Annotated in this window: 21 protein-coding genes; 7 read left to right on the top strand and 14 right to left on the bottom strand. The window is 45.3% G+C overall.

Annotated elements, in window-relative coordinates; all coding sequences use genetic code 11:
* Window positions 1–10 precede the first annotated feature (10 nt).
* From BAU14_RS04120 to BAU14_RS04095, 6 genes are all read right to left on the bottom strand, one after another.
* Window positions 11–1,294 carry a citrate transporter gene (locus tag BAU14_RS04120; protein ID WP_161898820.1) on the bottom strand — a complete coding sequence of 428 codons (1,284 nt, stop codon included), beginning with the start codon at window positions 1,292–1,294 and terminating at the stop codon, window positions 11–13.
* A gap of 264 nt (window positions 1,295–1,558) precedes the next feature.
* A complete protein-coding gene (hxlB, locus tag BAU14_RS04115; protein ID WP_237580401.1) occupies window positions 1,559–2,107 on the bottom strand; it encodes a 6-phospho-3-hexuloisomerase in 549 nt (182 codons plus the stop codon).
* Window positions 2,104–2,724: an orotidine 5'-phosphate decarboxylase / HUMPS family protein gene (locus tag BAU14_RS04110; RefSeq protein WP_161898819.1), complete on the bottom strand. Its 621-nt coding sequence runs from the start codon at window positions 2,722–2,724 to the stop codon at window positions 2,104–2,106. Before BAU14_RS04110 ends, hxlB begins: the two co-directional genes overlap by 4 nt.
* Window positions 2,725–3,690, bottom strand: coding sequence for a sugar kinase (locus tag BAU14_RS04105; RefSeq protein WP_161898818.1), 966 nt, complete (start codon window positions 3,688–3,690; stop codon window positions 2,725–2,727).
* 48 nt (window positions 3,691–3,738) lie between these two features.
* Entirely contained in the window at window positions 3,739–4,482 is a 744-nt protein-coding gene (locus BAU14_RS04100) for a sugar phosphate isomerase/epimerase family protein (protein ID WP_161898817.1), read from the bottom strand.
* Between the two features lie 78 nt (window positions 4,483–4,560).
* Window positions 4,561–5,541 carry a LacI family DNA-binding transcriptional regulator gene (locus BAU14_RS04095; protein ID WP_161898816.1) on the bottom strand — a complete coding sequence of 327 codons (981 nt, stop codon included), beginning with the start codon at window positions 5,539–5,541 and terminating at the stop codon, window positions 4,561–4,563.
* Window positions 5,542–5,816: 275 nt separating this feature from the next.
* Between BAU14_RS04095 and BAU14_RS04090 the strand changes: the two genes are divergently transcribed.
* Window positions 5,817–8,291, top strand: coding sequence for a serine hydrolase (locus BAU14_RS04090; RefSeq protein WP_161898815.1), 2,475 nt, complete (start codon window positions 5,817–5,819; stop codon window positions 8,289–8,291).
* 172 nt (window positions 8,292–8,463) lie between these two features.
* Here BAU14_RS04090 and crcB read toward each other — a convergent pair whose 3' ends face one another.
* The 4 genes from crcB to BAU14_RS04070 all read right to left on the bottom strand — a co-directional run bounded on the left by crcB (window position 8,464) and on the right by BAU14_RS04070 (window position 12,078).
* A complete protein-coding gene (gene crcB / locus BAU14_RS04085; protein ID WP_161898814.1) occupies window positions 8,464–8,817 on the bottom strand; it encodes a fluoride efflux transporter CrcB in 354 nt (117 codons plus the stop codon).
* Window positions 8,817–9,200, bottom strand: coding sequence for a fluoride efflux transporter FluC (locus tag BAU14_RS04080; protein WP_161898813.1), 384 nt, complete (start codon window positions 9,198–9,200; stop codon window positions 8,817–8,819). The genes crcB and BAU14_RS04080 overlap by 1 nt, the downstream gene beginning before the upstream one ends.
* A 70-nt stretch (window positions 9,201–9,270) precedes the next feature.
* Window positions 9,271–11,361, bottom strand: a complete 2,091-nt coding sequence (locus BAU14_RS04075; protein WP_161898812.1) for a DNA topoisomerase 3 — start codon at window positions 11,359–11,361, stop codon at window positions 9,271–9,273.
* 336 nt (window positions 11,362–11,697) lie between these two features.
* Complete coding sequence (locus BAU14_RS04070; RefSeq protein WP_161898811.1) at window positions 11,698–12,078, bottom strand: DUF1033 family protein; 381 nt, start codon at window positions 12,076–12,078, stop codon at window positions 11,698–11,700.
* A gap of 423 nt (window positions 12,079–12,501) precedes the next feature.
* On the opposite strand from BAU14_RS04070, the gene BAU14_RS04065 reads away from it, so the two are divergent.
* Window positions 12,502–13,758 (top strand): multidrug efflux MFS transporter, encoded by a 1,257-nt coding sequence (locus BAU14_RS04065; protein ID WP_420022077.1) that lies wholly within the window; start codon window positions 12,502–12,504, stop codon window positions 13,756–13,758.
* Between the two features lie 476 nt (window positions 13,759–14,234).
* On the opposite strand, the gene BAU14_RS04060 is transcribed toward BAU14_RS04065, so the two are convergent.
* The 3 genes from BAU14_RS04060 to mnmA form a co-directional block, all read right to left on the bottom strand.
* Complete coding sequence (locus BAU14_RS04060; RefSeq protein ID WP_161898809.1) at window positions 14,235–14,588, bottom strand: DUF2500 domain-containing protein; 354 nt, start codon at window positions 14,586–14,588, stop codon at window positions 14,235–14,237.
* A gap of 241 nt (window positions 14,589–14,829) precedes the next feature.
* Window positions 14,830–15,123 (bottom strand): hypothetical protein, encoded by a 294-nt coding sequence (locus tag BAU14_RS04055; protein ID WP_161898808.1) that lies wholly within the window; start codon window positions 15,121–15,123, stop codon window positions 14,830–14,832.
* 219 nt (window positions 15,124–15,342) lie between these two features.
* The gene (mnmA, locus tag BAU14_RS04050) at window positions 15,343–16,464 is read right to left on the bottom strand and encodes a tRNA 2-thiouridine(34) synthase MnmA (protein ID WP_161898807.1); all 1,122 of its coding nucleotides are present in this window, start codon (window positions 16,462–16,464) and stop codon (window positions 15,343–15,345) included.
* Between the two features lie 445 nt (window positions 16,465–16,909).
* Between mnmA and serC the strand changes: the two genes are divergently transcribed.
* The 4 genes from serC (at window position 16,910) to BAU14_RS04030 (ending at window position 21,369) form a co-directional block, all read left to right on the top strand.
* On the top strand, window positions 16,910–17,995 hold the full coding sequence (gene serC, locus BAU14_RS04045; RefSeq protein WP_161898806.1) for a 3-phosphoserine/phosphohydroxythreonine transaminase: 1,086 nt from the start codon (window positions 16,910–16,912) through the stop codon (window positions 17,993–17,995).
* Between the two features lies 1 nt (window position 17,996).
* Entirely contained in the window at window positions 17,997–19,181 is a 1,185-nt protein-coding gene (locus BAU14_RS04040) for a 3-phosphoglycerate dehydrogenase family protein (protein ID WP_161898805.1), read from the top strand.
* Entirely contained in the window at window positions 19,181–20,407 is a 1,227-nt protein-coding gene (locus BAU14_RS04035) for a DUF1015 domain-containing protein (RefSeq protein ID WP_161898804.1), read from the top strand. Before BAU14_RS04040 ends, BAU14_RS04035 begins: the two co-directional genes overlap by 1 nt.
* A gap of 260 nt (window positions 20,408–20,667) precedes the next feature.
* A complete protein-coding gene (locus BAU14_RS04030) occupies window positions 20,668–21,369 on the top strand; it encodes a hypothetical protein (RefSeq protein WP_161898803.1) in 702 nt (233 codons plus the stop codon).
* 251 nt (window positions 21,370–21,620) lie between these two features.
* Here BAU14_RS04030 and BAU14_RS04025 read toward each other — a convergent pair whose 3' ends face one another.
* Window positions 21,621–22,385, bottom strand: a complete 765-nt coding sequence (locus BAU14_RS04025) for a helix-turn-helix transcriptional regulator (RefSeq protein ID WP_161898802.1) — start codon at window positions 22,383–22,385, stop codon at window positions 21,621–21,623.
* A 215-nt stretch (window positions 22,386–22,600) separates the two neighbouring features.
* Between BAU14_RS04025 and BAU14_RS04020 the strand changes: the two genes are divergently transcribed.
* On the top strand, window positions 22,601–24,100 hold the full coding sequence (locus BAU14_RS04020) for an alpha-N-arabinofuranosidase (protein ID WP_161898801.1): 1,500 nt from the start codon (window positions 22,601–22,603) through the stop codon (window positions 24,098–24,100).
* Window positions 24,101–24,310: the final 210 nt, after the last annotated feature.

Raw genomic sequence — 24,310 nt, 5'->3', positions numbered from 1 at the left:
TATCCACTCCTTAACCAAACATGAAGTAACAGATCATCACATTAACTGCACCAGCTACCCAGCCCCACGGTACACCGGTCAACATAAACTCTTTGGCGCTCACCTTGGTGTAATTTAGCGCCCACAAGTTCCAAGATTGCGTCGGACAGGTAGACAGGTTCATCGCGATGGTTGGGATGTAAATCAGCGGGAACAACAGACTGACAGGAAAGACCCCCATTGCCTGCAAGATTCCGATGGTAGCACTGCCGGCCCCAAAGACTGTCAGTGGCCCACGGAACAAGCCCAGTGGAATCAAGATTGCAAAGGCCAGACAAAGAACCAATGAATTGGTTGGCACAATATCGCCAAGAACAGCTTGGAAGAAAGGTGCTGCCACGCCAGATGCTTTATTAAACATCGGCAAAATAAACAGGAAGCCTAACAAGGACGCAACGTCCACGACTCCTTCATAAAATGTGCGAGTAATTAAGCGTGTGCCTTCTTTGTAGTTAGGCAATTTACCGGTAACAGCCAGCGCATACAACGATGCCACGATAAAGGCTGGAATTGGCTGCCAGTTAAAGCCAATCGCCAAGAGAACGGGAATCACCGGTGTCAACAAAGCGTAGATAGGAATGTCCTTTTTACGTTCGATCGTTGCAGCCGTCGCCGCCCAGTTGAAAGATTTTTTCTTACGCAATCCGAAAACCAACATCAAGATAATCATCAACGTTTGCACACCAAGCGCAGCAAAGCCGAATTTCAAATAGTTCATGTCGTATTGGTATTCCGGAAAGATCCCCTGCATTTGTTTAAACAATACGATATTGACGTACATCCCTGAGCCGACACTCATGAGATAGCTAGTCACTGCCAGCTTTTTCGGTACCCCAAGGGACATGAGGATTGGCAATACAATGATCCCGATGGCAACGACGGCACCGGCACCGAATGTCGAAGTGAAGATCAGTGTAGTAACTAACGATAGCAAAATTGTCGTAAATAGCGGATTTTCACCACTGAGCTCCACTGTTTTTTTAATGAGACTGGACGCAATCTCCGTTTCAATCAAGATCCGGCCGAACCAAGAACCAAAAATAACAATTACTGCAGTGGCTCCCCAACTTTCAGGCCCCCCTTGGAAAATATTCACCATAGCCTCGTCCCAGGTAAGGCGGCCCCCTAAGATACTAAAGCCGGCCCAGACGATAGCCATAACGAAGAAGCCCACCATCAGGTTGCCCCCCTTGGCAGCAAAGCGGATTAACAGGAAATACGTGATCAATAAAATGATACCAATTGCAAAATCCATAAATGTTTCCTCCTTCTTTTTCTATTTTCTCGGTGATGTTGCCGGTGATTCGGATTGTCTGGTTTCAAAGAAGTATACTTTGAAAACTTGAAGTCTTGTTTTGGCGTTTAGGTTGATTAGACGCCTGGCCTCGAAAATTCTATTTTCTCGGTGATGTTGCCGGTGATTCGGATTGTCTGGTTTCAAAGAAGTATACTTTGAAAACTTGAAGTCTTGTTTTGACGTTTAGGTTGATTAGACGCTGGGTTTTAAAGAGCGATAAGGTTATTCCATATTGCTGTGTTGAGCTTTGGCACTTTCATTGGAAATATTCAGCTTTTGGCTGAGGTCCAAAGTGACGTAATCCAATACGAAGTGCAGGCTCTGATCAAACAGCGAGCTCAATAGTTGGATTGATGCCACGCCACTTCCAGTTTTCGTGGCCCCGGGAATGATCACTTTATGGGGTGTCAGCTGTGCCAGTGGTGAATCTGTCGAACTCGTGACAGCTACGACAGTCACACCCTGGTCCACGGCTTTTTGTGCCAGCTGCAGGACTTGTCCCGTCTTGCCGGAGCCGGAAATAGCCACCAGAATATCTTCCGACGCAATCGCAGGGGTAATGGTTTCCCCAATCACATAAACTTTTCGGCCAATATGCATCAGGCGCATCGCAAAACTTTTCCCTTGCAAACCACTGCGGCCTTCACCTAAAAGAAAAACTCGTTTGTCTTGCTGTAACAACTGGACAAAAGCCGCCAGTTGTGGCTCTTCTACTTGATCGATTACTTGGTGAACCTCGGCTAAAATGGTATCCATCATTTGATTTTTCATTTTGCTGCCTCCATAAATGTCTTCAGTGCCAGTGCTGGCTCTTTCGCACCGGTAATTGCCGAACCGATGATGGCAACTTCCAAGCCGGCTGCTTTTAAAGCTGGGATATCAGCCAACTTCAGTCCTCCTGCCAATGCAACTCGTCGAATTTCCGGAAATTTTTCTTTAAAGGCAGCAACCTGACCAGCAACGTCAGTCACCCGACCAGCGTCTTTGGCAAAATGCATTCCGTAAATGGCATTGGGATAGCTGTCAGCGATAGCAGCGATTCGCTTATCAGAGCATTCCAGCAGATCAATCAGCATTTCCCGTTGGAATTCTTGCGTCACTTGATAGCAAATGTCTAGCGTTGCTTTGGCAGAAGCGCCCATCACAGTCAAAATATCAGCTCCAGCCTCAAAATAGCGGCGGAATTCATATTCCCCTTCATCGATGGTTTTGATGTCTGCCAATAGTTTGCCCGCTCGCTGCAAATCTCTGGTCTCTGTGACAGATGCCAGTCCAAAATCTTTGGATAAGGAGGTGCCCAGCTCGATAATGTCAGCTGCTTGCAGTTGCTCTACCAGTTCAATGGCCGCTTCTAATGGCACTCGGTCGATAGCTGCTTGGATCTTCATTTACTCTTTGCCCCCTTCATGGTCGGCGATAAATGACGCCAGTTGTGCCGGTGTCGGTAAGTTTTCATTGTCGGAAATATGGCTGACTTGGATTGCACCAATGGCATTGGCACGAGTCAGGATCTCTGGCCAACTCAAATTTTCCAAGAGTCCGGTGATGACGCCGACTGCAAATCCGTCACCGGCGCCGACTGTATCGACGACTTCTGCTAATTTGAAGCCGGCGACAGTTTCTTCCAACTCCCCGGTAGCCGTTTTGACTTTGACATAAGCCCCTGCTGGTCCCAATTTGATGATTACACCGCGGGAACCTTGTGCCAGATAGAAATCAGCAATTTCTTCTTTTGTTTCATGGCCAGTCAGTAGTTGTCCTTCGCTGATTCCCGGCAGCACATAATCCGCAAGCGCTGCCATTTGATTGATGCGCTGAATCATGGTTTCTTCATTCGGCCAAAGGGTTGGTCGTAGATTTGGATCAAAGGTGATCAGGGTACCCGCCTTGCGAGCAGCTGTCATCAACTGTTTCACATAAGCATAAGTATTTTCGTTCAATGCCATGAAGATGCCGGTGACGTGCAACAAGTCCACGTCAGTGAAGTCAATTTCTTCGATTTCCGTATCACCTAAATGTGAAGCGGCTGAACCTTTACGGAAATAGACGACTTCTGGATCGTTTTGGCTATCTTTGTTCTTCAATTGGAAACCTGTCCCGTAACTTTCATGTGTGAAAACTTTGTCTGTAGCGATTCCTTCATTGGCGATAAATTCTTTGATATATGCTCCAAATGGGTCGTTGCCTACTTGAGTAATGTACGTCATGTCATGATTTAGTCGTTTGACGCCAATAGAAACATTGATTTCAGCTCCAGCGATGAACCGGTCAAAACTTGCAACATCTTTTAACGCGCCTTCTGTCTGTGCAATGAACATGATCATCGGTTCACCGATTGTGACTACTTTTGCCATTTGCTTTTCCCCTCTTTCTTTATTTTCAAAAATTGTCAGTCGCTTGTATCACTTGTTTTCTGACAATGCATTTCGAGTTTTGGCTACTTCTCCGGCGATTTCTGTAAATGCCATCGGGTACTCCAGGATCACTGGCACTTTTGCCAACAGGTAATCTCGCCAGGCAACGCTGCCATCATCCAAGAGTGTCGTCTGGCGGTTACTAGCGACATTCTTCAAATGTAAGACAGTTGTTTGCTGCTGCAATTTGGTAAATGCCTGCTGCAGATCTTCGCCCATCACCAGCCAGTTCCCCACATCAAACGTGTAACCAACAGGCAGTGAGGCGGCTGTGACATCTGCCAGTGCCTCAGTAACTGGTTGTAGTCGGCCGTTTGCTTCGGTCTGGTCATTTTCAATAGTGAGTTGCAGTTGGTAGTTACTTAACAGATTGGTGAGCTCTTGCGGATGAACAGCTTTAATTCCTGCTACTTCACCAATATTGACTTTGACTGAAACGGCACCGAACGCAGCGGCTTCTGCTAACCAGTTTTCCAACAATGGATTTAGTCCCGTTGCGGTAAACAGGCTTTGTGGTACCGAATAAAAGAGTTGCCAATTCTTTTGTGTACCGGTTTCTAAAAGTTCCAAAAAAAATGCTTTTCGTGCAAATTCATCTTGTGGAAGCAATTCTTGGCGAATCTCCACGCCACCGATCACCGGTCCAGCTTGTGCCAGCCGTTTCACAAATGTTGCCTGATCCAGTCCTTCTTCCCCTAACATGACAATCGTATTGATCATAATTGGTTGCATTCTTTCACTCCATTCTGATTGTTAACTACCCTGGCTGCGCCGAGGACCTGCCCCGGCAACAGTTGTGAATTTAATGTATTACAAGGAATCACCTTGAAAAATATTGGCAGCAATTTCCAAACGGCCGTTGAAATCTCCACCAGCAATTTTTTGCAGCAATAACTCCAATGCTTGTCGACCAATTCCGGTTGGGTCTTGGTGGATGCTAGTGATAGTAGGCGTCAAAAGCTCTGCCCAAAACCAATCATCAAACCCTGCCAGTCCCAAATCTTCCGGATAGCCAAGACCACCTTTTTTGCAAACAGTTACCAGTGATTGCAGCGCATTTCCGTTAGCTGCGAAAAATGCTGTTGGTCCGTCAATCTCGGCTGTAATTTTCTCGGGGGTTAAGCCGCGGCCACCTTCTGCTTCAATCAGCGTAAAGCCCAGACCGTTTTCCAGTGCGGTGAGCTTCATAGCATCATGACGATCAAGACGTACGCTGATTCCCTGCAATGGTTCACTAACATGGACAATCTTTTTGTACCCTGCCGCTACAATCAGCTGACCCATCCGCCGAGTAGCAACAAAATTATCTGTCAACACACTGGGATGAGAGACCTGTTCCAGATAACGGTCAATCAGAACTATCGGTACCGTAAAATTCTTTAAGCTTTCGTAAGGCGCATCTACGCGATCCACCGGCTGCAAAATAATACCGGCAATGTCTTGACCTGCCAATTCTTTTAGGGCGTGATTTTCTTTTTCCAACGAATTGTCAGTACTCATCATCACCAACTGGTATTCGGTATCTGCCAATGCATCTTGCACCGCTTTGATCAGATACATGGAATAAAGATTACCAATATCAGCTACAATTAAGCCAATCAAATATTTTTGCTTGGATTTCAATGAGCGAGCTTGTTTGCTGGGAATGTAATCCAGCTCTTTTATGACAGCCTGAATCTTTTCTTTGGTTTCTTCTGACATGTATTGATATTTACCGTTAAGAAAGCGAGAGATGGTGGTTTTGGAGACCCCCGCTGCCTTGGCGACATCTTGGATGGTCACATGGTTCATTTGGGAACCTCCTTTATCCAGTCTATTTTTTAGAAACCGGTTAACTTCACACTTATAGTAAACGCTTTCAGTCTGTGTGTCAATAAAAAACAAGATTTTTTTTTGAGCAAATTAGCAAAACTCAGCAAATAACGTGCCCTTTTTTAGATACCGATTTCCACGCTGCTCTTTTCATTTGAAACAAGACGAAAACTCCCGCTCGATGCTATAATCAAATTAATAGGCTCTTTTCTTGCAAAAAAGAAAGTAGTCGGCAATTTTTAAGGAGGATAAAAATGAAAAAAGTTGGTTTACTTACTTTAGGACTGTTGGTCAGCATGTCCTTTTCCCCTGTGGTTCAGGCGGAAACTTTCTCCAGCACCACTACATCCACCAGCAGTGGTCAAAGAATCAACGTTGAAAACGAGGAATCGTCTTCTGATACATTGACCAATGACAGCAGCAATCCCCCTGCTGTCTCGTCTACCAATAGCAGCTCTGATAACGAGACAGGCTCGATAAGTACCACTCAAGACAGCAGCACCGCTAATTCAGGGGAAACTCCTCCTTCTGGCACCCAGGATATTGGGGAGAAAAAGCCGACAAGTGACACTGAGACGCAAGACCTGCCAGAGGTTGATTGGATCGAAGCGGCAGGTTATTTCACTGTAAATGATCCTGAGGCACTCTTTAATGATCCGCAAACAACACAGCCCGCCACCGGAATCACTGCGGGTCAAACATTACAAATCCTTCGTAGCAGTGAAGCAGCTGACGGCCATCTATTGGAATTGGCAACAAATACCGGCCAACTGATTTATGGCAAAGATACGGCTGGCACATTTGCTGCTGATGCTTTCGGCACCCCAACACTACTTTCTGGTTATCTTGTCATCAGCGATACTCAAGCAGTCATCTGGCAAGACGCCGGCGGAAGCAAGGTTCGCCCCGCAACCGACTTTTTAAAAAGCACATTGACAATCACAGCTCAAGCCAGACATTTCAACGGTACTACCTTTTATCAAGTCAGCAGCAGCGGCAAAGTCATTGGCTGGTTGCCTCAGTCTGCTGCCACCTTGACAGATGCGCAAGGAACTTATCGCAGCCACGGTCGCTACCTATATCTGAAAAATAGTCAAACTGTGATCTGGAAAGATTTTACTTTCAAAAACAAGCACAATACTGCCGCTTTTTTGAATCGGGTCTTGCTAGCTAAAGGAATCTATTATCACGCCAATGGGAAAAATTACCTCAGCGTCTATGAAAAGCGCAACGGCAAAGATACTTGGGTGGGCTATGTCGAAGAAGCCACCGTCACTTATACCGCCGGTCCACAGGGGAATTATCAGAACAACGGCCGCTATGCTACGATTAAAAGTGCCAATTATACCATCTGGGGCAGCTTTAACTGGACTAAAAAGAATACCTCCAAATCAGTAATGGGACAAACGTTTCGGGCAAAAGGCCAATACAAGCATTTCAACGGCAGCACGTATTTAAGTCTCTACGATAATAAAAATAACTGGGTTGGCTACATCAACGCTACCGGAGTCACCCTCACCAGCGGGGCACAAGGTAGTTGGCAGCAGCTGAACAAATACGTCACAGTTACAAGCAAAAATTACACCTTGTGGAGCAGCTTTTCTTGGAACGCCAAACAAAAAAGTAGTACTCTCGCTACTAAAACCTATTTAGCAAAGGGACAATACCGCCATTTTAACGGTTCCATCTATTACAGTCTTTATGACAATAAAAACAAGTGGCAAGGTTATCTAAACGTCAGTGGAGCCAAAGTGGCTAACGGTCAACAAGGAATTTGGCAGAAAAGCGGCCAACAGGTGATTCTCACCAAACAAAACTGGAGTCTGTGGCAAAACTTCTCCTGGAAGAAAAAAGCAAGCAGCTCCTCTTACCGCAGTAAATTGTTCACTGCTCAGGGCTACTACCGTCACTTCAACGGCTCGAAGTATCTTTCTTTATATGATGAAAAAGGCAAGTGGTACGGCTATATCAACGCCGATGCCACCAAAACTGCAACTTCTACCAAAAGCAAACTGAGTAAAGTCCAAACCATGCTGAACAAGAAATACAAAGCAGGCAACGTGGGTATCTATGTCATGAGTCTTACTGATGGGCAAACCGCCCAGATTAATGGCAATCAAAGTTTCATGGCCGCCAGCACTGGTAAACTCCCGGTCTTGTATTACACGCAAAAACTAATCAATGAGAAAAAGCTGGATTCTAAAAAGCTCTATACCTATACAGACAAAATCAATACCATGTCACTTTCTTATATGAGAGGCGGCGCCGGCATTCTGCAAGGGAAGCCTTTTGGCGGAAAGTACAGCTTGGATACGATTATGAACTGGACCTGTAAGTATTCCGACAATCAAGGGGCTAATTTTCTTGGCTATTACGGAGCCAATCAATATGATCAAAAGATGAAAAATGAGATCAGTCGCGTTGTCGGGCGCAAGTGGGACCGATTCCGCTATGTTTCCGCCAAAGAAAATGCTCTGCTTCTAAAAGAGATGTATCACAACGGCGGCAAAGTCCTTGATTATTTATCCAACACCACTTACGACAGCCAGCGACTGCCAAAATATCTCCCAGTCAGAGTCGCCCACAAAATTGGTGATCTCTACGGCTATGCCCATGACTGCGGAATTGTCTACACCAAACAGCCCTACATTATCTGCGTCATGACTAATAATTCTAGTTACGAAACGATTTCCAAAATCTCTAAAGACGTCTACGATATCATGAAATAGACACTGAAAAATTCGATCTCCTCATAGATAGCACAAAAAACAGCAGGCGGTGACAATCCTCCAGTCTCCTCTAAAGCGACACTACCAAAGGGGAACCAAAAAAGCCAAGCTCCTTCCATTAAAACAGTGGAAGGAGCTTGGCTTTTATTATCAACAATTTCTGAAAAACGCCTCAGCTCAATAAACTGCCGAGAAAAACCCCTACAAAACTCAATAGCAATCCGCCGCCATAGGAAATAGCAAAATACGTATAAAACAATGGCCGATCATTTCTGTATAGAGTAAACAGTTCAAAATTGAAGGTAGAAAAGGTGGTGTAGCCTCCCATCATACCGGTACCCAGAAACAAATACCAGGACTGATTGAGATGGAGGCCGGCAAAAATTCCCAACAGCAAAGCGCCGGTCAAATTGATTAGCTGAGTAGCAAATGGGTAAGGATGGGGCCTTTTTTCAAAAAAACGGTTGATCCCATACCGAGTGACAGCCCCCAGCGAGGCACCGAGACCGACTAACAGAAAAGACATCATACCTCCTCACCGCCTTCTTTGGGATGGTAGACAGCTTCTCCCAGGTATGCAAACAGCAGGCCACCTACAATCGACACCAACAGATACACGAATGCGCCGCCGATATTTCCGGCTTGGAAGAGTTGTATCGTATCTAGTGCAAAGGACGAAAACGTGGTCAAGGCGCCGAAAAAACCTGTCCCGACACCTAATATCAGACGACCATTCATATCTCGGTCTGCCATAATATGCTTCACCAGCCAACTAAACAAAAAGCAGCCCAGCAGATTGACGAGCAATGTCGCTATCGGAAAGCCATTCACTTTGGGAAACAGTAAGCTAACCCCATACCGAAGATTTCCGCCTAAAAATGCAAAAAGACCGACGATCACATAATTCACAACTCTTCCTCCTTTCTGTCATTTCATTAAATCGTAATCAGCAGGACTAATGATTACGATAGATTATAGCTCAGTCTTTGTTTTCCATTGCGGCCTTCAGAGCTGCTGCTAAAGGACTTTCAACGTTATCTTCTGCTTGCGAGTACTGCTTCATCAGCCGTCGTTCTTCATTTTTGGTCATTTTTTTCTTTCGCTCTTGTTTGTCGGGAACCTTTTCGGTGATGCCGCAGAATTTACATTTGAAAAAGGCGCCGTTTTTTCCGTCAATGATTTCCATTTTTTTGTGGCATTGTGGGCAACGATGATTGGATACTTTAGGATCTTTGCGTCGCCGATAACTACACTCACTGTTGCTGCAGATATAGATTTTGCCATCTTTGGTGTTACGTTCTCGCAATTGCGATCCGCACTCTGGACAGATTTTCGTAGTCAGTGAAAAATCTTTGTAGGTTTCTTTTGACGCTTTGATTTCAGCCACCAAACGCTTAGTATCTGCTTCGATGCCTTGTAAGAAGCGCCGAGGATTTTCTTGACCCTTAGCGATGGCTTCCAAGCTGCGTTCCCACTTAGCTGTCAACTCTGGCGAAGCCAATGAAGGATTTACCAGCGACAACAGTTGGCGCCCTTTAGGAGTTACTGCTAAAAAGTTACCCCGTCGCTCCATCAATTCAGACTTCAACAGCTTCTCGATGATTTCAGCACGAGTGGCAGGTGTCCCCAGGTTCCACTTTTCCATTTGCGCCAAAAGCGTACCTTCTGTTGCCAGTTTTGGCGCACTCGTGAGCTCTTTGTTGATTTTGAAATCACCTTTGACGCTTTTGATTGCTGACCAGTCTGTTTTAGAAGTACTTTGGCTGGTTTCTTTCGTTTCTGCTTTCCAACCGGCTTGTAAAACTTTTTCTTGTTTGAAGTAGAAGACAGCATCTGCCACCTGCACTTGTGCCTTGGTGGTGGCAGTCACGTATTTTTCTGCGAAGAGTCCCAAAAAACGTTCCACGATCAGATTATACACGCGACTTTCATCAGTGCTCAGTTTTTCATACCGAGGCCGTTCTTCTGTGGGTATCAAAGCGTAGTGATCCGTCACTTTGCTATCATTGAAGACTGCCGTCTGCCGAACCGTCGCGCCTTGAGCCAGATAGCGCTTGGCACGCTCATCGTACCCTGCCAAAGCCTGCAGTCGCTCTTTCATCGTTGCTGCCACATCTTTTGGCAAATACTTGGAATCCGTCCGGGGATAGCTGACGATTTTATGGGTCTCATACAGGCTTTGTACAATCGACAAAGTCTTTTTGGCAGAGTACTGATACAGGCTATTGGCAGTCTGTTGCAGCTCCGTCAAATCATAGGGTAGCGGGGCCGCCACCGCTTTTTCTTTGACCGAGACATCGGTTACCCTACCAATCTTGCCTGCCAGTTCTTTAACAAAATCTTCAGCCTGCTGCCGCTCGGTGAACTGTTGCGGGTTTTTCAACTGCAATCGTCCTGTTTCGTTGCCATGTACTAAGTCGATCGAATAGTAAGTTGTAGGAATGAACTTTTCTGACTTCTCCTGTGCGCTATGCACGAGGTTCAATGTCGGTGTTTGGACCCGGCCGGCACTGAGGTTATCCTCGTATTTTACCGTCAATGCACGGGTCACATTTAGTCCTACCAACCAGTCAGCCTTGCCCCGCGCTACTGCGGATTGGTACAGATTTTCATAATCTTTCGCCGGTTTTAATTGCGCAAAACCCGTTTTAACGGCTTTTTCAGTCTGAGAAGAAATCCACAGACGTTCCAACGGTTTGCTGAATTTCAGCCATTCAAAAATATAGCGACCAACAGCTTCCCCTTCACGACCGGAGTCAGTAGCGATTATGCCACCGGTGACATCCTTGCGTTTTGCCAAATTGCCAATCAGCTTCAACTGACGGGAAGTCTTTGGTAGCGGCTTTAAGCCAATCTGTTTGGGGATCATGGGCAGGGTTTCCATCTGCCAGGTACGCCATGCCGGATCGATATCTTCCGGCAGTTTTAAAGTCAGCAGGTGACCATAAGCCCAGGTAATCAAATAGCGATCACTTTCAAAATAATCCCGTCCTTGGGGTTTGGCTCCCAATATTTTGGCATAGTCCTTAGCCACACTGGGTTTTTCAGTCACGATTAGTTTTTTTCCCATGATTCTCTCCTTTATCAAAAGCTGTCGCTAAAAAAATGATTCTCGCCAGCAGCTACAGTGCGTTGTCTTCCTACCATTTTACAATCAAATTCTCTGCGGCGCCACCTCTGTTATCTTCGCCTTTCCCCTTGTAAGTACTTCTTAGAAAACTTGCGGATCGAAGTCGTAAAACACTGCTGTCGGCAGCTTCCATCGAAAACTGTTTTTACTAACAGACACAACAAAATCCGGACCCTGGCTGACCCAGCCCGCCTGTTTTAGAACAGAGCAAGCAGTGGTAGAGTAGGATCCGGATAAGGTGACAGTAAATTTTGGGGCCATCTCACTGGCGACACCTCAGACTACAGCCGGATCTTGTCTGATCCGCTGACAGCTTTTGATTTTTTGTTCAGCATGGAGATTTTCAAATAAATCTCGTTCGCTAGTTTCGCTGACAGGTTGGTAATCCTTCAGCAGCGCCAAGCCGGTGTATTGTTGGATATAATCGTCGCATTCTTCACACCAGCGCTCATCGTCTTCTTTCCAGAAGGCGCTGAGAAAATTTGCTTTGGCAGAGCTATTGGGAAATTTTTGGGCTAGTCGCTGCCATTCCTGCTTGTAAAAGGCTTTGGCTTTGGCAGCGTCGGCAAATTCCACTTGGCTGCGGATATCACGGCGCCAATCTTCAAAGAACCACCAGGGCTCATTGTCCCCATACATTACAATGACTTGATACATATCATTACTCCCTTTTCCCCTGAAATGATTTCGTGTAGTAAAGCTCTTCGGTTAAGTCACCGACGAATCATGTCCCCACATGTCCTTCGTTTCTTTTGTTCGAAGAGTTCCATACCCAAACTTGATAAGACAATATTAACCGCCTTTTTAAAGCGGGGCAAGGATTCTGTTTGAAAAGCTTAAAGTATTTATATATTTGCAGAAGTGAAAATTTTTTTCTCACATTTTACAGATTGTCACTTCTCAAAATTTCTCAACTTGCTGTTCGATCTTACCTGTACTATGATTATTATTGGTTCAAATTTGTTAACAAAAAACGGTTGTTACGTATTTCTTACGCAAACCACCTCCAAAAATCCGTTAAAAAGAACCACCGTTACTTAATCTTAAATTTTTTTAAAAGGAGCGCTTGATTTGCTGTCGATACTCATTCAACGTTTGAAAGAAAAACTCAGCCAGCCACGTCCGGTCTGGGAAAAGAATCTAATCGTTTTGTGGTTTGGTACCTTTATGGCGGGGATTGGCTTTAGCCTCGTGATGCCCTTCATGTCCCTTTACATAGATACACTGGGAAATTTTTCCTCCCAGGCTCTGAACTTGTGGAGCGGGTTGGCCTTTTCCGCCACATTTCTGGTGACGACGCTAATTTCTCCTTGGTGGGGACGTTTAGCAGATCAAAAAGGCCGCAAATTGATGCTTTTGCGAGCCAGTCTGGGTATGGCAGTCGTGATTTCGCTGATGGGACTGGTCACTAACGTCTACCAGCTGGTGGGTCTGAGGCTTTTACAAGGCGTCTTTTCCGGCTATGTTTCAAATGCCACTGCCCTTGTGGCTACTGGCACTCCTAAAGCCCGCAGTGGCCAAGTCTTGGGTACCTTGGCCACCGGAGCAGTCACCGGTCAACTATTAGGCCCGCTCTTAGGGGGACTCACCGCTACTGCATTTGGCTATCGAACCACCTTTTTCATTACCGGTACCATTCTGTTTATCGTGTTTATTTTGAGCCTGCTTTTTGTTCATGAAGAGTTTACTCCGGTGGAAAAAGAAGCTCTGCAGCCAGCCTCTGCAATTCTAAAAGAATTGAAATATCCCAAGGTGGTGCTGGGAATGTTCATCACCACCATGATTATTCAAGCATCCAATAATTCCATCAGCCCCATCATCAGCCTCTACATTCGCCAGCTCCTAGGTGGTCATGGGAATGTCACCTTAGTCAGCGGTATCATCGCTTCCATCCCCGGTATCGCGACATTAATTGCCGCCCCCCGGATGGGTCGACTGGGAGACCGCATCGGCAGTGAGCGCATATTGGCAGCTGGGTTGATCCTAGCCATTTTTGTCTATCTCCCGATGGCCTTTGTCACCAATGTTTGGCAGCTGGGCGTATTGCGTTTTTTGATTGGCGTTTCCGATGCTTGTCTATTGCCGGCAGTCAATTCACTGATTACCAAATATTCGCCGCATCATGCTGCTGGACGTATCTTCAGCTACAACCAGTCCTTCCAAGCTACCGGCAATGTTTTTGGGCCTATGATCGGCTCGTCTATCTCTAGCTTTTTCGGCTACCGCGGTGTCTTTATCTCTACCTCATTTTTAGTCCTGCTTAACTACTTGCTAGTGAGAAAAAATACTGCTGACATCCGTCGTCATCGCCAAAACAATGAGAATACCGGCAATTAAGCCAAACCGTTGCCAACTTTGGTAGCTGGCTCTCTTACTTGTCCACCCCTTCAGATGACGGAGCTCACCCAAAGGGGCTGTGCCAATAGTTGAGTCACCGTCCTACGAAGCGAACAATACCAAATGTGAGCCCCCAAAAGCCGACAATCTTCCATTAAAAATCATTGGAAGATTGCCGGCTTTTCATTGCTAAAAATGTCAAAGGCTGACTAACCTTGATTTCATCAAGCCAAGTCAGCCTAATTCACTTCTCTTTACACGTGTGGTAATGTTCTCGCTTCGGACTAAGACATAAATAAGGTCACAAATTTTCCTTATCCGTATCCTTTTTATTAATTGTGGTTAAACATACGCTGTTTAGCACTTGGAAGTAACTTACATCACATTCCCTTTTGATAATATTCGTGTCTAGCTGTTCCTTTTATTCTGAAGACGAGAAGCATTGCAAAGCGCCGCTAATTATCGGCTGACTCCGCTTAAGCGACTCGTTCGAAGTCTTTGAACCAGCTGCCTTGATAAGTTAAACGGCCACTATCTCCTACCACCAGCTGACTGAAAACCTTACGATTGACATCCAAAGCAATTCGTTTGCCATGCTTATCTTCAAAGATCAGCATATAATCGGTGTAAGAAGTTTCGCCATTCCATTGAGTCGCGGCATTTTTGTCAATCAAAGTGGCCAATACCACTTCTTTTGGTGAAGACACATTTTTGATTAGTCGATAAAGGACTGTTCCAATAATAACCACAAAAAGCAGTACAACCAGTGCCGGGATGACTTTGAACAAAATAGGCATTTCCCCTAATTCAAAAAACGGATCATTAACCACAACAATTCCCCCTAACAAGTGATTTTGACTAGAGTATACCAATAACCTGTACCAACTGCTAGTGCTGTTGGCAAAATAGTATAGGCCGATTTTCAAAGTACCGAAATTTCACACAAAAAAAGAGCAGTGGCAACTGAAATTTTCAGCCCCTCTGCTCTTTGTTTTTGCCTCTCATGACAATGGCGTCTAAATATCGCCTCTTTTTACAGCTGTTGCCAGCAACCTAGCCGCTCCCATAGGCTCAAATTTTTAGTTTGCTATCTTGGCGGCTTTCTCTTACCGTGTCCAAATGTCGGCTACCATAACGGGAGAAATAGGTTTCCAATTCCCATTCCGGCAAGTCCTGCAAATAGACCTCGGCAGCTTTAAGGGCATAACGGCGGCGGTCCATCGCCTCCAACTTCTGAAATTGTTGGGCGCAGCTGTCACTGTGATGTCGCCAGCGTCCCTCCAAAATTTCATAATACGCCTCATGGAACAGCTCCTCATCCAACACCCACAATTCTTCCTTACTAAAAAATTCCTTTAAGCGCATCTGGCCGCCTCCTTCTCTCATTGTTTTCTGCAGTTTAATTTTACCACATTCTAATTGAAATCGCTGTTATTCTCATTTCTAGAAACAGGTTTTTTTTGAAGAAAATCGAAAAAAGTGAAAAAGGCTTGAATTCATTTAGCTTTTTATGACTCCCAAAATAAAAGTTCTACCTTTAAAACACAAAAAAGAAGCCCCTCCAACGAGAGACTCCTGCTTTTGTTAAACATATTGCAATAATTCAGCTTTTTGGTAAGCGTGGTCAATCAACCCGCCGCCGAGACATTCCATACCGTCATAGAAAACGACTGCCTGTCCCGGTGTAACTGCCCGAGCCGGCTCATCGAAAATCACTTCTGCTCGATCACCTTCCAACAAACGTACTGTCACTGGCACATCCTGCTGACGGTAACGGAATTTAGCAGTACAGCGGAATTCTTGCGGCTTATCCTTCTGAGTTGTGAAGTGAATCTGACTGGCATCCAAACGATCAGCATAAAGCGCCGGATTGTGGAAGCCCTGCCCAACATATAAGGTGTTGGTGCTGAGGTCCTTACCGATGACAAACCAAGGTTCTTGCGTAGCTCCGCCGCCACCAATTCCCAAGCCTTGACGCTGACCAATGGTGTAGTACATCAATCCGTCGTGTTGTCCTTTGACTTCACCATCCACAGTAACCATCTGGCCTTTTTTAGCTGGCAGATAATTACTCAAAAATTGTTTGAAGTTTTTTTCACCGATAAAGCAAACACCGGTGGAATCTTTTTTCTTAGCAGTTGCTAAGCCTGCTCTTTCAGCGATTGCCCGGACTTCGGACTTTTCCATGCCCCCCAGAGGAAACAGCGTTTTTTGTAGCTGCTCTTGGGAAAGCTGACTCAAAAAGTAAGTCTGGTCTTTGTTGTTGTCAACACCCCGTAGCATATGGACAGTTCCGTCAGCGTCGCGAGTGACCTGTGCGTAATGACCGGTTGCCACGTAATCCGCGCCCAGCTCCAGCGCGTAGTCCAAAAATGCTTTGAATTTGATTTCCTTATTGCACATAACATCTGGATTTGGCGTCCGACCAGCCCGGTATTCCGCCAGAAAGTACTCAAACACGCGGTCCCAGTATTCTTTCTCGAAATTCACCGAGTAGTAAGGAATCCCGATTTGAGAAGCAACTTTGGCTACGTCTTTATAGTCCTCCGTCGCGGTACAGACACCATTTTCGTCCGTATCGTCCCAATTTTTCATGAAGATCCCGATGACATCATAGCCTTGTTCTTTCAGGATCAGCGCTGTTACCGACGAGTCCACCCCGCCGCTCATGCCCACAACAACGCGAGTCTTGCTGTTGTCTGTCATGTTTTCACCATCATTTCATTATAGATTCTGAATAAACGATTTGAAGGTCGCGTTCAGTAAGTGACATTATACAACAGAACCGGGATCTTTTCACAGTGAGCTTTCTTAAAATAAGAGAAACTTTGGAAATCAGCGGTTTTCAAAATAAAAGGTGATAGTTTTCAGCCTATTTTCGGATTTTTTCAGCCTACTACCACTTTGTCTGAACTCTCTTGTATAAACGTCTTCCTATAGCAATCGTTATGTTTGAATATACAGAAACCAGCTGGTATTTTGGATACAGAAGCATAAAGAATGAAAAAATACCAAGATTTTTCCGAACAATCAGAGAAAAGGTGTATAAATTTTCACAATATTCTTCCAACTCCCAACAACATCTGTTACACTAAGCGATAACTCAATCTTGATTGGGTAGAGAATGAAAATTTGAAAAGGAGCGAATGCAATGACGATTTACAATTTTTCTGCCGGACCTGCTGTGTTACCAAAACCAGTGTTGGAGAAGGCGCAATCCGAGTTCTTAGATTACCGGGGTAGTGGCATGTCCGTAATGGAGTTGAGTCATCGTTCCTCCTTATTTGACGACATCATCAAGAAAGCTGAAGCCTTACTGCGGGAGCTGATGGGTATTCCCGATAATTACAAGGTCTTATTTTTACAAGGGGGTGCCAGCCTGCAATTTTCAATGGTTCCTTTGAACTTAGCTCAAGGCAAAAAGGCCCTTTATGCAAATACCGGCTCTTGGTCGAAAAAGGCTATCAGCGCGGCTAAAGCTTTGGAAAACGTTGAAGTGGAAGTCATCGCCTCTTCAGAAGCTGATAAATTCACCCATATCCCGACAATCACAGAAGATATGATTGACCAAGAAGCTGCCTACCTCCACATCACCACCAACAACACCATTGTAGGTACTGCCTATCAAAGTATTCCTAAAGCTGGCAAAGTTCCCATCGTAGCTGATATGTCATCAAATATTTTAGCAAATGATTATAAAGTAGAAGATTTCGGTATTATCTACGCGGGAGCCCAGAAAAACATCGGTCCTGCTGGTTTGACGGTAGTCATCATTCGTGATGATCTCATCGGCTTGTGCCCAGTAGCGGAACCAATGTTAGACTATAAAATTCAAGCAGACAATGACAGCTTGTATAATACTCCACCGACATTTGCTATCTACATCGCCAAATTGGTCTTTGAATGGTTACAGGAAAAAGGCGGCGTGCCGGGAATTTTGAAAGAAGATCAGGAAAAAGCCGGCCTACTCTATGAGGCTATCGCCAACTCTGCCCTGTTTAAAAGCCCGGTAAGAGAAGACAGCCGTTCCATCACCAATATTCCTTTTGTGACTGGCGATGCCGAGTTGGACAAAAAGTTCAACGCTGAAGCTTTGGCGGCTGGCTTCCAAAATCTTAAAGGTCATCGCTCGGTTGGTGGCATGCGGGCTAGTCTATACAACGCCTTTCCCAAACAAGGGGTCAGGGATCTGATTGCTTTCATGGAAGCATTTGAAAAAGAAAATGGAGGTGCCTGAGATGTTCGATATTAAAACATTCAATGCCATCGCCCCAGAAGGAATGGCTCGTTTTGACAAGGAAAATTACGCCATCAACGAAAGCGACACACCGGAGGGAATCATTCTCCGCAGCCAAAAACTGCACGATTATGAATTTCCCGAATCTGTGTTAGCTGTTGCTCGGGCCGGCGCGGGCACCAACAATATTCCCGTACCAGCCTGCACAGAAAAAGGCATTGTTGTGTTCAATACGCCCGGTGCCAATGCCAATGCGGTGAAAGAACTGGTAATCGCCTGCCTATTATTATCCGTGCGACCAATCTTGCAAGGTGCCCAATGGGTCCAAACTCTAGCTGGTGCTGATGTTGAAGCGCAAGCGGAAGCTAATAAAGCGCAGTTTGCCGGTCACGAACTGGAAGGCAAAAAACTAGGGGTTATCGGCTTGGGGGCAATTGGTGCGATGGTGGCTAATGATGCTTATCGTTTAGGCATGGAAGTCATGGGCTTTGATCCTTTTGTTTCCGTCGATACGGCTTGGAGCATCTCTCGTCGCGTCCAGCGCGCCAATGATCTTAATGAACTGATGACTACCTGCGACTTTATCACAGTCCATGTGCCCTTAACCGAAAAGACCCAAGGAATGATTGGTACTGCTGAAATCGCCAAGATGAAACCAACTGCAAAACTTTTCAACTTTGCCCGTGGTGGCATCGTGGATGATGCGGCTGTTTTGGCGGCATTGGAAGCCGAAGATTTGGCGGGTTACACGACAGACTTTGCCGATGAAGCACTACTGCACAATGATAAAGTTCTAGTCCTCCCTCACTTGGGGGCTTCAACAGACGAAGCGGAGATTAACTGTGCCAAAATGGCCGCCCGGACTTTAAAACGTTTCTTGGAAACCGGCGTCATCAAACGCTCCGTCAATTTTCCTACTGTTGAAATGGCCTTCAACAGCCCCTATCGTTTAACCATTATCAACAAAAATGTCCCCAACATGCTGGGGCAAATTTCCACAGCTGTCGCCGAAGAAGGGATCAATATCGAGAATATGATCAATCGCGGACGGGATGATTTTGCCTATACGCTGGTGGATATCAACGAAGACGATGCAGATAAAGTCGCAGCTGTTGCAGCTAAGTTGACGAAAAACCCTGAGATTGTTCGTGTGCGGGTTATTAAAAACAAAGAGGGTGGCTGCTGATGGTTGTGGTACGCCCTTTCGAAGGGATTCGTCCCGCCGAAGATTTAGCTGATAAAGTCGCCTGCCTGCCCTACGATGTGTTAAATTCTCAAGAAGCAAAAGCCTTGGCTGCAGACAATCCTTATAGCTTTTTCCATATCGACAAGGCAGAAATCGACCTACCGGAAGAATTGTCACCTTATGATCCGGCGGTCTACCAAAAGGCTGCAGCTAATCTACAAGCTTTTCTAGCGCAGGGGTGGCTGAAAAAAGAAACTGCTCCTACCATGTATTTGTACGAGCTGACTATGATGGGCCGCAGCCAGACTGGCCTGGTAGCGACCACTGCTATCGATGATTACGTCTCAGGCAAGATTAAGAAACACGAATTTACTCGCCCGGAAAAAGAAGTCGATCGCATCAATCACATTAAAGCTTGCGATGCCAATACAAGTCCCATCTTTTTGAGCTACCGTACAAATAATGCCCTCCAAGAATTGATGGCCAACTGGCAGACAGAGCACTCACCGGTCTATGATTTCGACAGCTTCCACGATGTGAACCACAAAGTCTGGGTGATTGATGACACTGAGGTAGTCAATGCGCTCACAGACGGCTTTGCAGAAATTTCAGCGCTATATATTGCAGATGGTCACCATCGGACAGAATCGGCAGTCAAAGTCGGTTTGGAAAAACGCGCGGACCAAACCAATAGCCCAGAAAGCGACTATTTTCTTTCTATCATCTTTCCAGATGATCAATTAGCCATTTGGGAATACAACCGAGTGTTACAGGTGCCGCTTCCCTCAGACTTTTTTGATCAGTTAACGACCGCCTTTACAGTGGCCAAATCTGGTGTGAAGAAACCTGCTGCCAAAGGACAAATCCAGATGTATGTCGCTCATGAATGGTACACACTGACCATCAAACCGACAATCCTGCCGGAGGATGTTGTGGGTAGTCTTGATGTCTCTGTGCTGCAAAAACAAGTCTTTGAAAAAATCTTTGGCATTATGGACATTCGTACTGACAAGCGGATTGATTTTGTTGGCGGTATTCGTGGCCCTAAAGAGCTGGAACGCTTAGTAGACGAGGACGATTGGAATCTGGCTTTTTCTATGTACCCCACTCGGATGCAAGATCTTCTGGATGTTGCGGATGCCGGCGAGATTATGCCGCCGAAATCCACGTGGTTTGAGCCCAAACTGCTGAGCGGCCTATTTCTTCACGACTTAGAGACCCGCTGAAAAAACAAGATTTACGCTAAACTCTGTATGACAACACCATACGTGCTTAGTTTACAAGATATCGCCTGTTGCCGAACTTGATTTCGGTGCAGGCGTTTTTTACTGTTCATGTGCATTAGCTTACAACCTTGTTCGGCAGAAAAACAGCGACAGTATGCTATACTGATAGCAAGAAAACAGCACCAGTACGACTGAGCTGAACTCGTCGACTACTAGCTATATTGCCTATTTTCGACAGAATACAAGGAGTTGGGTTGTTTATGAAAAAAGCTGAGGAAATGTATGCCTACGCCCGCAACCACAAGTTGGGCTTTAATATGACCCCGCTGATTGGTGGCTGGCTGCAGAAGAAACACTTCAAGCTAATCGAAAACGCGTTGGGAAAAGATGAAGAAGCATTGGCGACTTTTATCGCTCGTCATCATCCGGAAGACAAGGAAAATTTCAATCCAGAAACCGGTGAATCCCACGAAGATTTTCATGAACGCGTTCATGATTCCCAAACAGGCAAAGTCCGCTATTTCAGCTGTAAAGGTTTTTCCGCCTATGCTATCACCAATTCTGGTCGGCTGATTTTTGCCCGCTGGGTACCCTTCAACAACGATTACAAGAGTATCCCTTTGAACAATATCAATACCATCAATCCCAATACCCGTATCATTTGGGGCTCCCTGCGAATCGAGAGTTTTCGCGAAGTCTTCAGTATCTTCTGGACCAAACGGGTAGTTTTTGACATCGCCAAACTTTTGGAAGATAGCAAAAGTGACATGCAAGACGGCGTGATGGATGGAATTACTACCGCCAATCGGCACAAGTTATCCACTACTCCACCTGCCAACAATAGTCAATTGACCACAGAAACCAATTATGAAAAACTCAAAGAACGAAAACAGGCGCTAGAAGCCGGTCTGATCACTCAGGAAGAATACGATGAATACAAAGAGCGCTTTTTGAAAAGCTAGTCAGCGCTTGAACCAATTTTTAACAACAAAAAGACAGGTCACTTCCACTATTTTTAATGGAAGTCACTTGTCTTTTTCGTGTGGTTCACGTTTGGTATTTTTCGCTTCGGGGAGGTTGACAGGACAAATGTCACGGCTTTTTTTGCATGAGCCAAAATATTTTATTCACTTTACTTATTAACGGGTAGCGCTCCTTTAGTAAATCGGCAGCGACATCACATTTAAGCTGCCTTTATCCGAATAGACAAGCCTCAACTACGATATTGCATGGGAGTACAGCCATAGCGTTTTTTAAAGAGACGGTGAAAGTGATTGATATTGGCAAATCCTGCTTGAAACGCTGCTTCTTGGATGGTTATGGAGCGATTGGTCATATGATAAACTGCCAATTGCAGCCTTGCTTGAATCAATTCTTCTTTTGGTGTCGTATGGAAATACTCCCGATACAATCGATAAAACTGACTCTTCCCTAGTTGTAATAATTGGCACATTTTTTCTGCTGACCAATCTTGTTCACAGTTGGCCAGCATCAAAAGACGTAACGAATGGATTTCGTGGTACAAGGAAGGATCACTGGTTTGTACCTGATAATTGGCCGCACCTCTAGCCGCTAAAAGCAATAATTCCTGCAAATACAAGTGGATTAATGCGCTGCTCTCCGGCAACCGTTGGAGGTATTCCCGATGAATTTTTTGCAATAGCCGATTAAGACTTTCATCTTTGCCTGGATAAAACAATTGGTTCACTGGCAATTTTTCCGGCAAATCCGCAGCAGTCGCACCAGTGAATTCAGCAAAACTATTGAAAAACTCCTTTTCCGCCTGATAGTGTTGAAAAGTCCCTGGCGTATAAAGAATACATGCCCCCCGCTTAGCCTGTTGTGTGCTCCCATCCGCAAAAATAAAGGTCATAGGGGACAACACCAACAAAAACAAGTATTCTCCCAGTCCCTCTGGTCGATAGATTCGGTCGTGGTTAACATTGTGGGTATGATACCCGCAGAAGGTGACTTCCATCTTATTTCCTGCCTTTTTTCATTTTCTCAAGTTTCCCAAGAAGGGGAGATTTTGTCAATCCTCTATCAGTAAATTACTGTCTAAGCAAAGATGCTATTTTTGATAAAGAAATTTATCGGAGAAAGCATCAATCTTTTGCGACATAAGTTCCTTTTTTCAGGAGCGCACTGCTTTTATACTTTAGGTGAAAACAAAGTAAAGGAGCAGTACTTCTTATGAAAAAAGCCTCAATTATGATCGACAAACACTTTATTTTATCCGAAATTGACCAACGGATCTATGGTTCCTTCGTTGAGCACTTGGGTCGCTGTGTTTATGAAGGAATTTATCAACCTGGACATCCGGCAGCAGATGAAAACGGCTTGCGACAAGATGTTGCACAGCTAATTCGTGAGCTGAATGTTCCAATCACTCGCTACCCTGGCGGTAACTTTGTCTCAGGCTACAAATGGGAAGACAGTGTCGGGCCTAAGCAAGAGCGTCCAAATAAAATCGACCTTGCTTGGCGAGTGGTGGAATCCAATCAGTTCGGTTTGAATGAATTTATGGAGTGGACCAAAACCGTCAACACCCAGCCAATGATGGCCGTCAACTTGGGAACTCGCGGCATCGAAGCCGCAAAAAATATCATCGAATACACCAACTTAAAAAAGGGCAGCTATTACAGCGATCTGCGCCGCCAACACGGAGTTGCCGAACCCCACGATATCAAGCTCTGGTGCCTAGGTAATGAAATGGATGGGCCGTGGCAAGAAGGCCATAAGACAGCACTGGAATATGGGCGCCTTGCTGAAGAGGCCGGTAAAGCCATGCGGATGGTGGATCCCAACATTGAGACCGTGGCTTGCGGTAGCTCCAACTTAGACATGCCCACTTTTGCATTCTGGGAAGATACCGTCTTAAACCAATGTTATGATCAAGTAGATTACATTTCTATGCATCAATATTATGGTAACCACGACGGCAATAGCCAGCAATACCTGGCAAATTCAGACGGGATGGACCAATTTATTCGAGAAGTCATCGCTATCTGCGACGCAGTAAAGGCCAAGCGTCGTGGCAAAAAGAACATCAACATCTCCTTTGACGAGTGGAATGTCTGGTATCACTCCAATGAGCAAGACAAGCAGATTGAGCCTTGGAGCCAACATCCCCATCAGCTAGAAGATGTCTACAATTTTGAAGATGCGCTTTTAGTAGCTAGCATGATGATCACCATGCTGCGCCATGCAGATCGGGTGAAAATCGGCTGTCTAGCACAACTGGTAAACGTGATTGCTCCAATTATGACTTCTGACACTGGCGCCTGGAAACAGACTATTTTTTATCCTTTTGAAATGATCTCCAATCATGGTCGCGGACATGTTCTGCACACTCAAACCAAAGCACCGACATTTGCAAGCCGTTATGGCGACTCTTCCTACTTGGATGCCGTAGTAATTGAAAATGACAACGAAGACCTGCTGACAATTTTTGCTGTCAACAAAGACCTCACCGATGATCTAGAACTAACTTGTGATTTCCGTCAATACGAAGGCTATCTCTTGGCTAAACACACAATCTTGCACCACGACAATCTAAAAGCCGTCAATACCGAAGGCGCTCCTGCCACCGTCGTACCAACAGCTGGCACCAGTGTTACCTTTGAAAACGGTCATCTTTCCGGTATTCTGGAAAAGCAAAGCTTCCATATGATTCAATTGAAAAAAGGTTGATTTGTCTGTTCTTTCTTGAGGACGGTCCCTGCTTCCGAATACATTCGAAGCGCCTTTGTATTTGAACGTTTTATCAATGAATAGGCAAGTACCTTCCATTAAAAACAGTGGAAGTCACTTGTCTTTTTCGTGTGGTTCACGTTTGGTATTTTTCCCTTAGAAATTGAGCCTACTCCTATCTGTAGCAATAAAAAACGGCTCTTCGTCAAA

It is taken from the genome of Candidatus Enterococcus leclercqii (genome assembly GCF_009933135.1).
Taxonomy (GTDB): domain Bacteria; phylum Bacillota; class Bacilli; order Lactobacillales; family Enterococcaceae; genus Enterococcus_C; species Enterococcus_C leclercqii.
The sequence above is the reverse complement of the archived record's forward strand: the minus strand, read 5'-3'. Positions and strand labels throughout refer to the sequence as shown.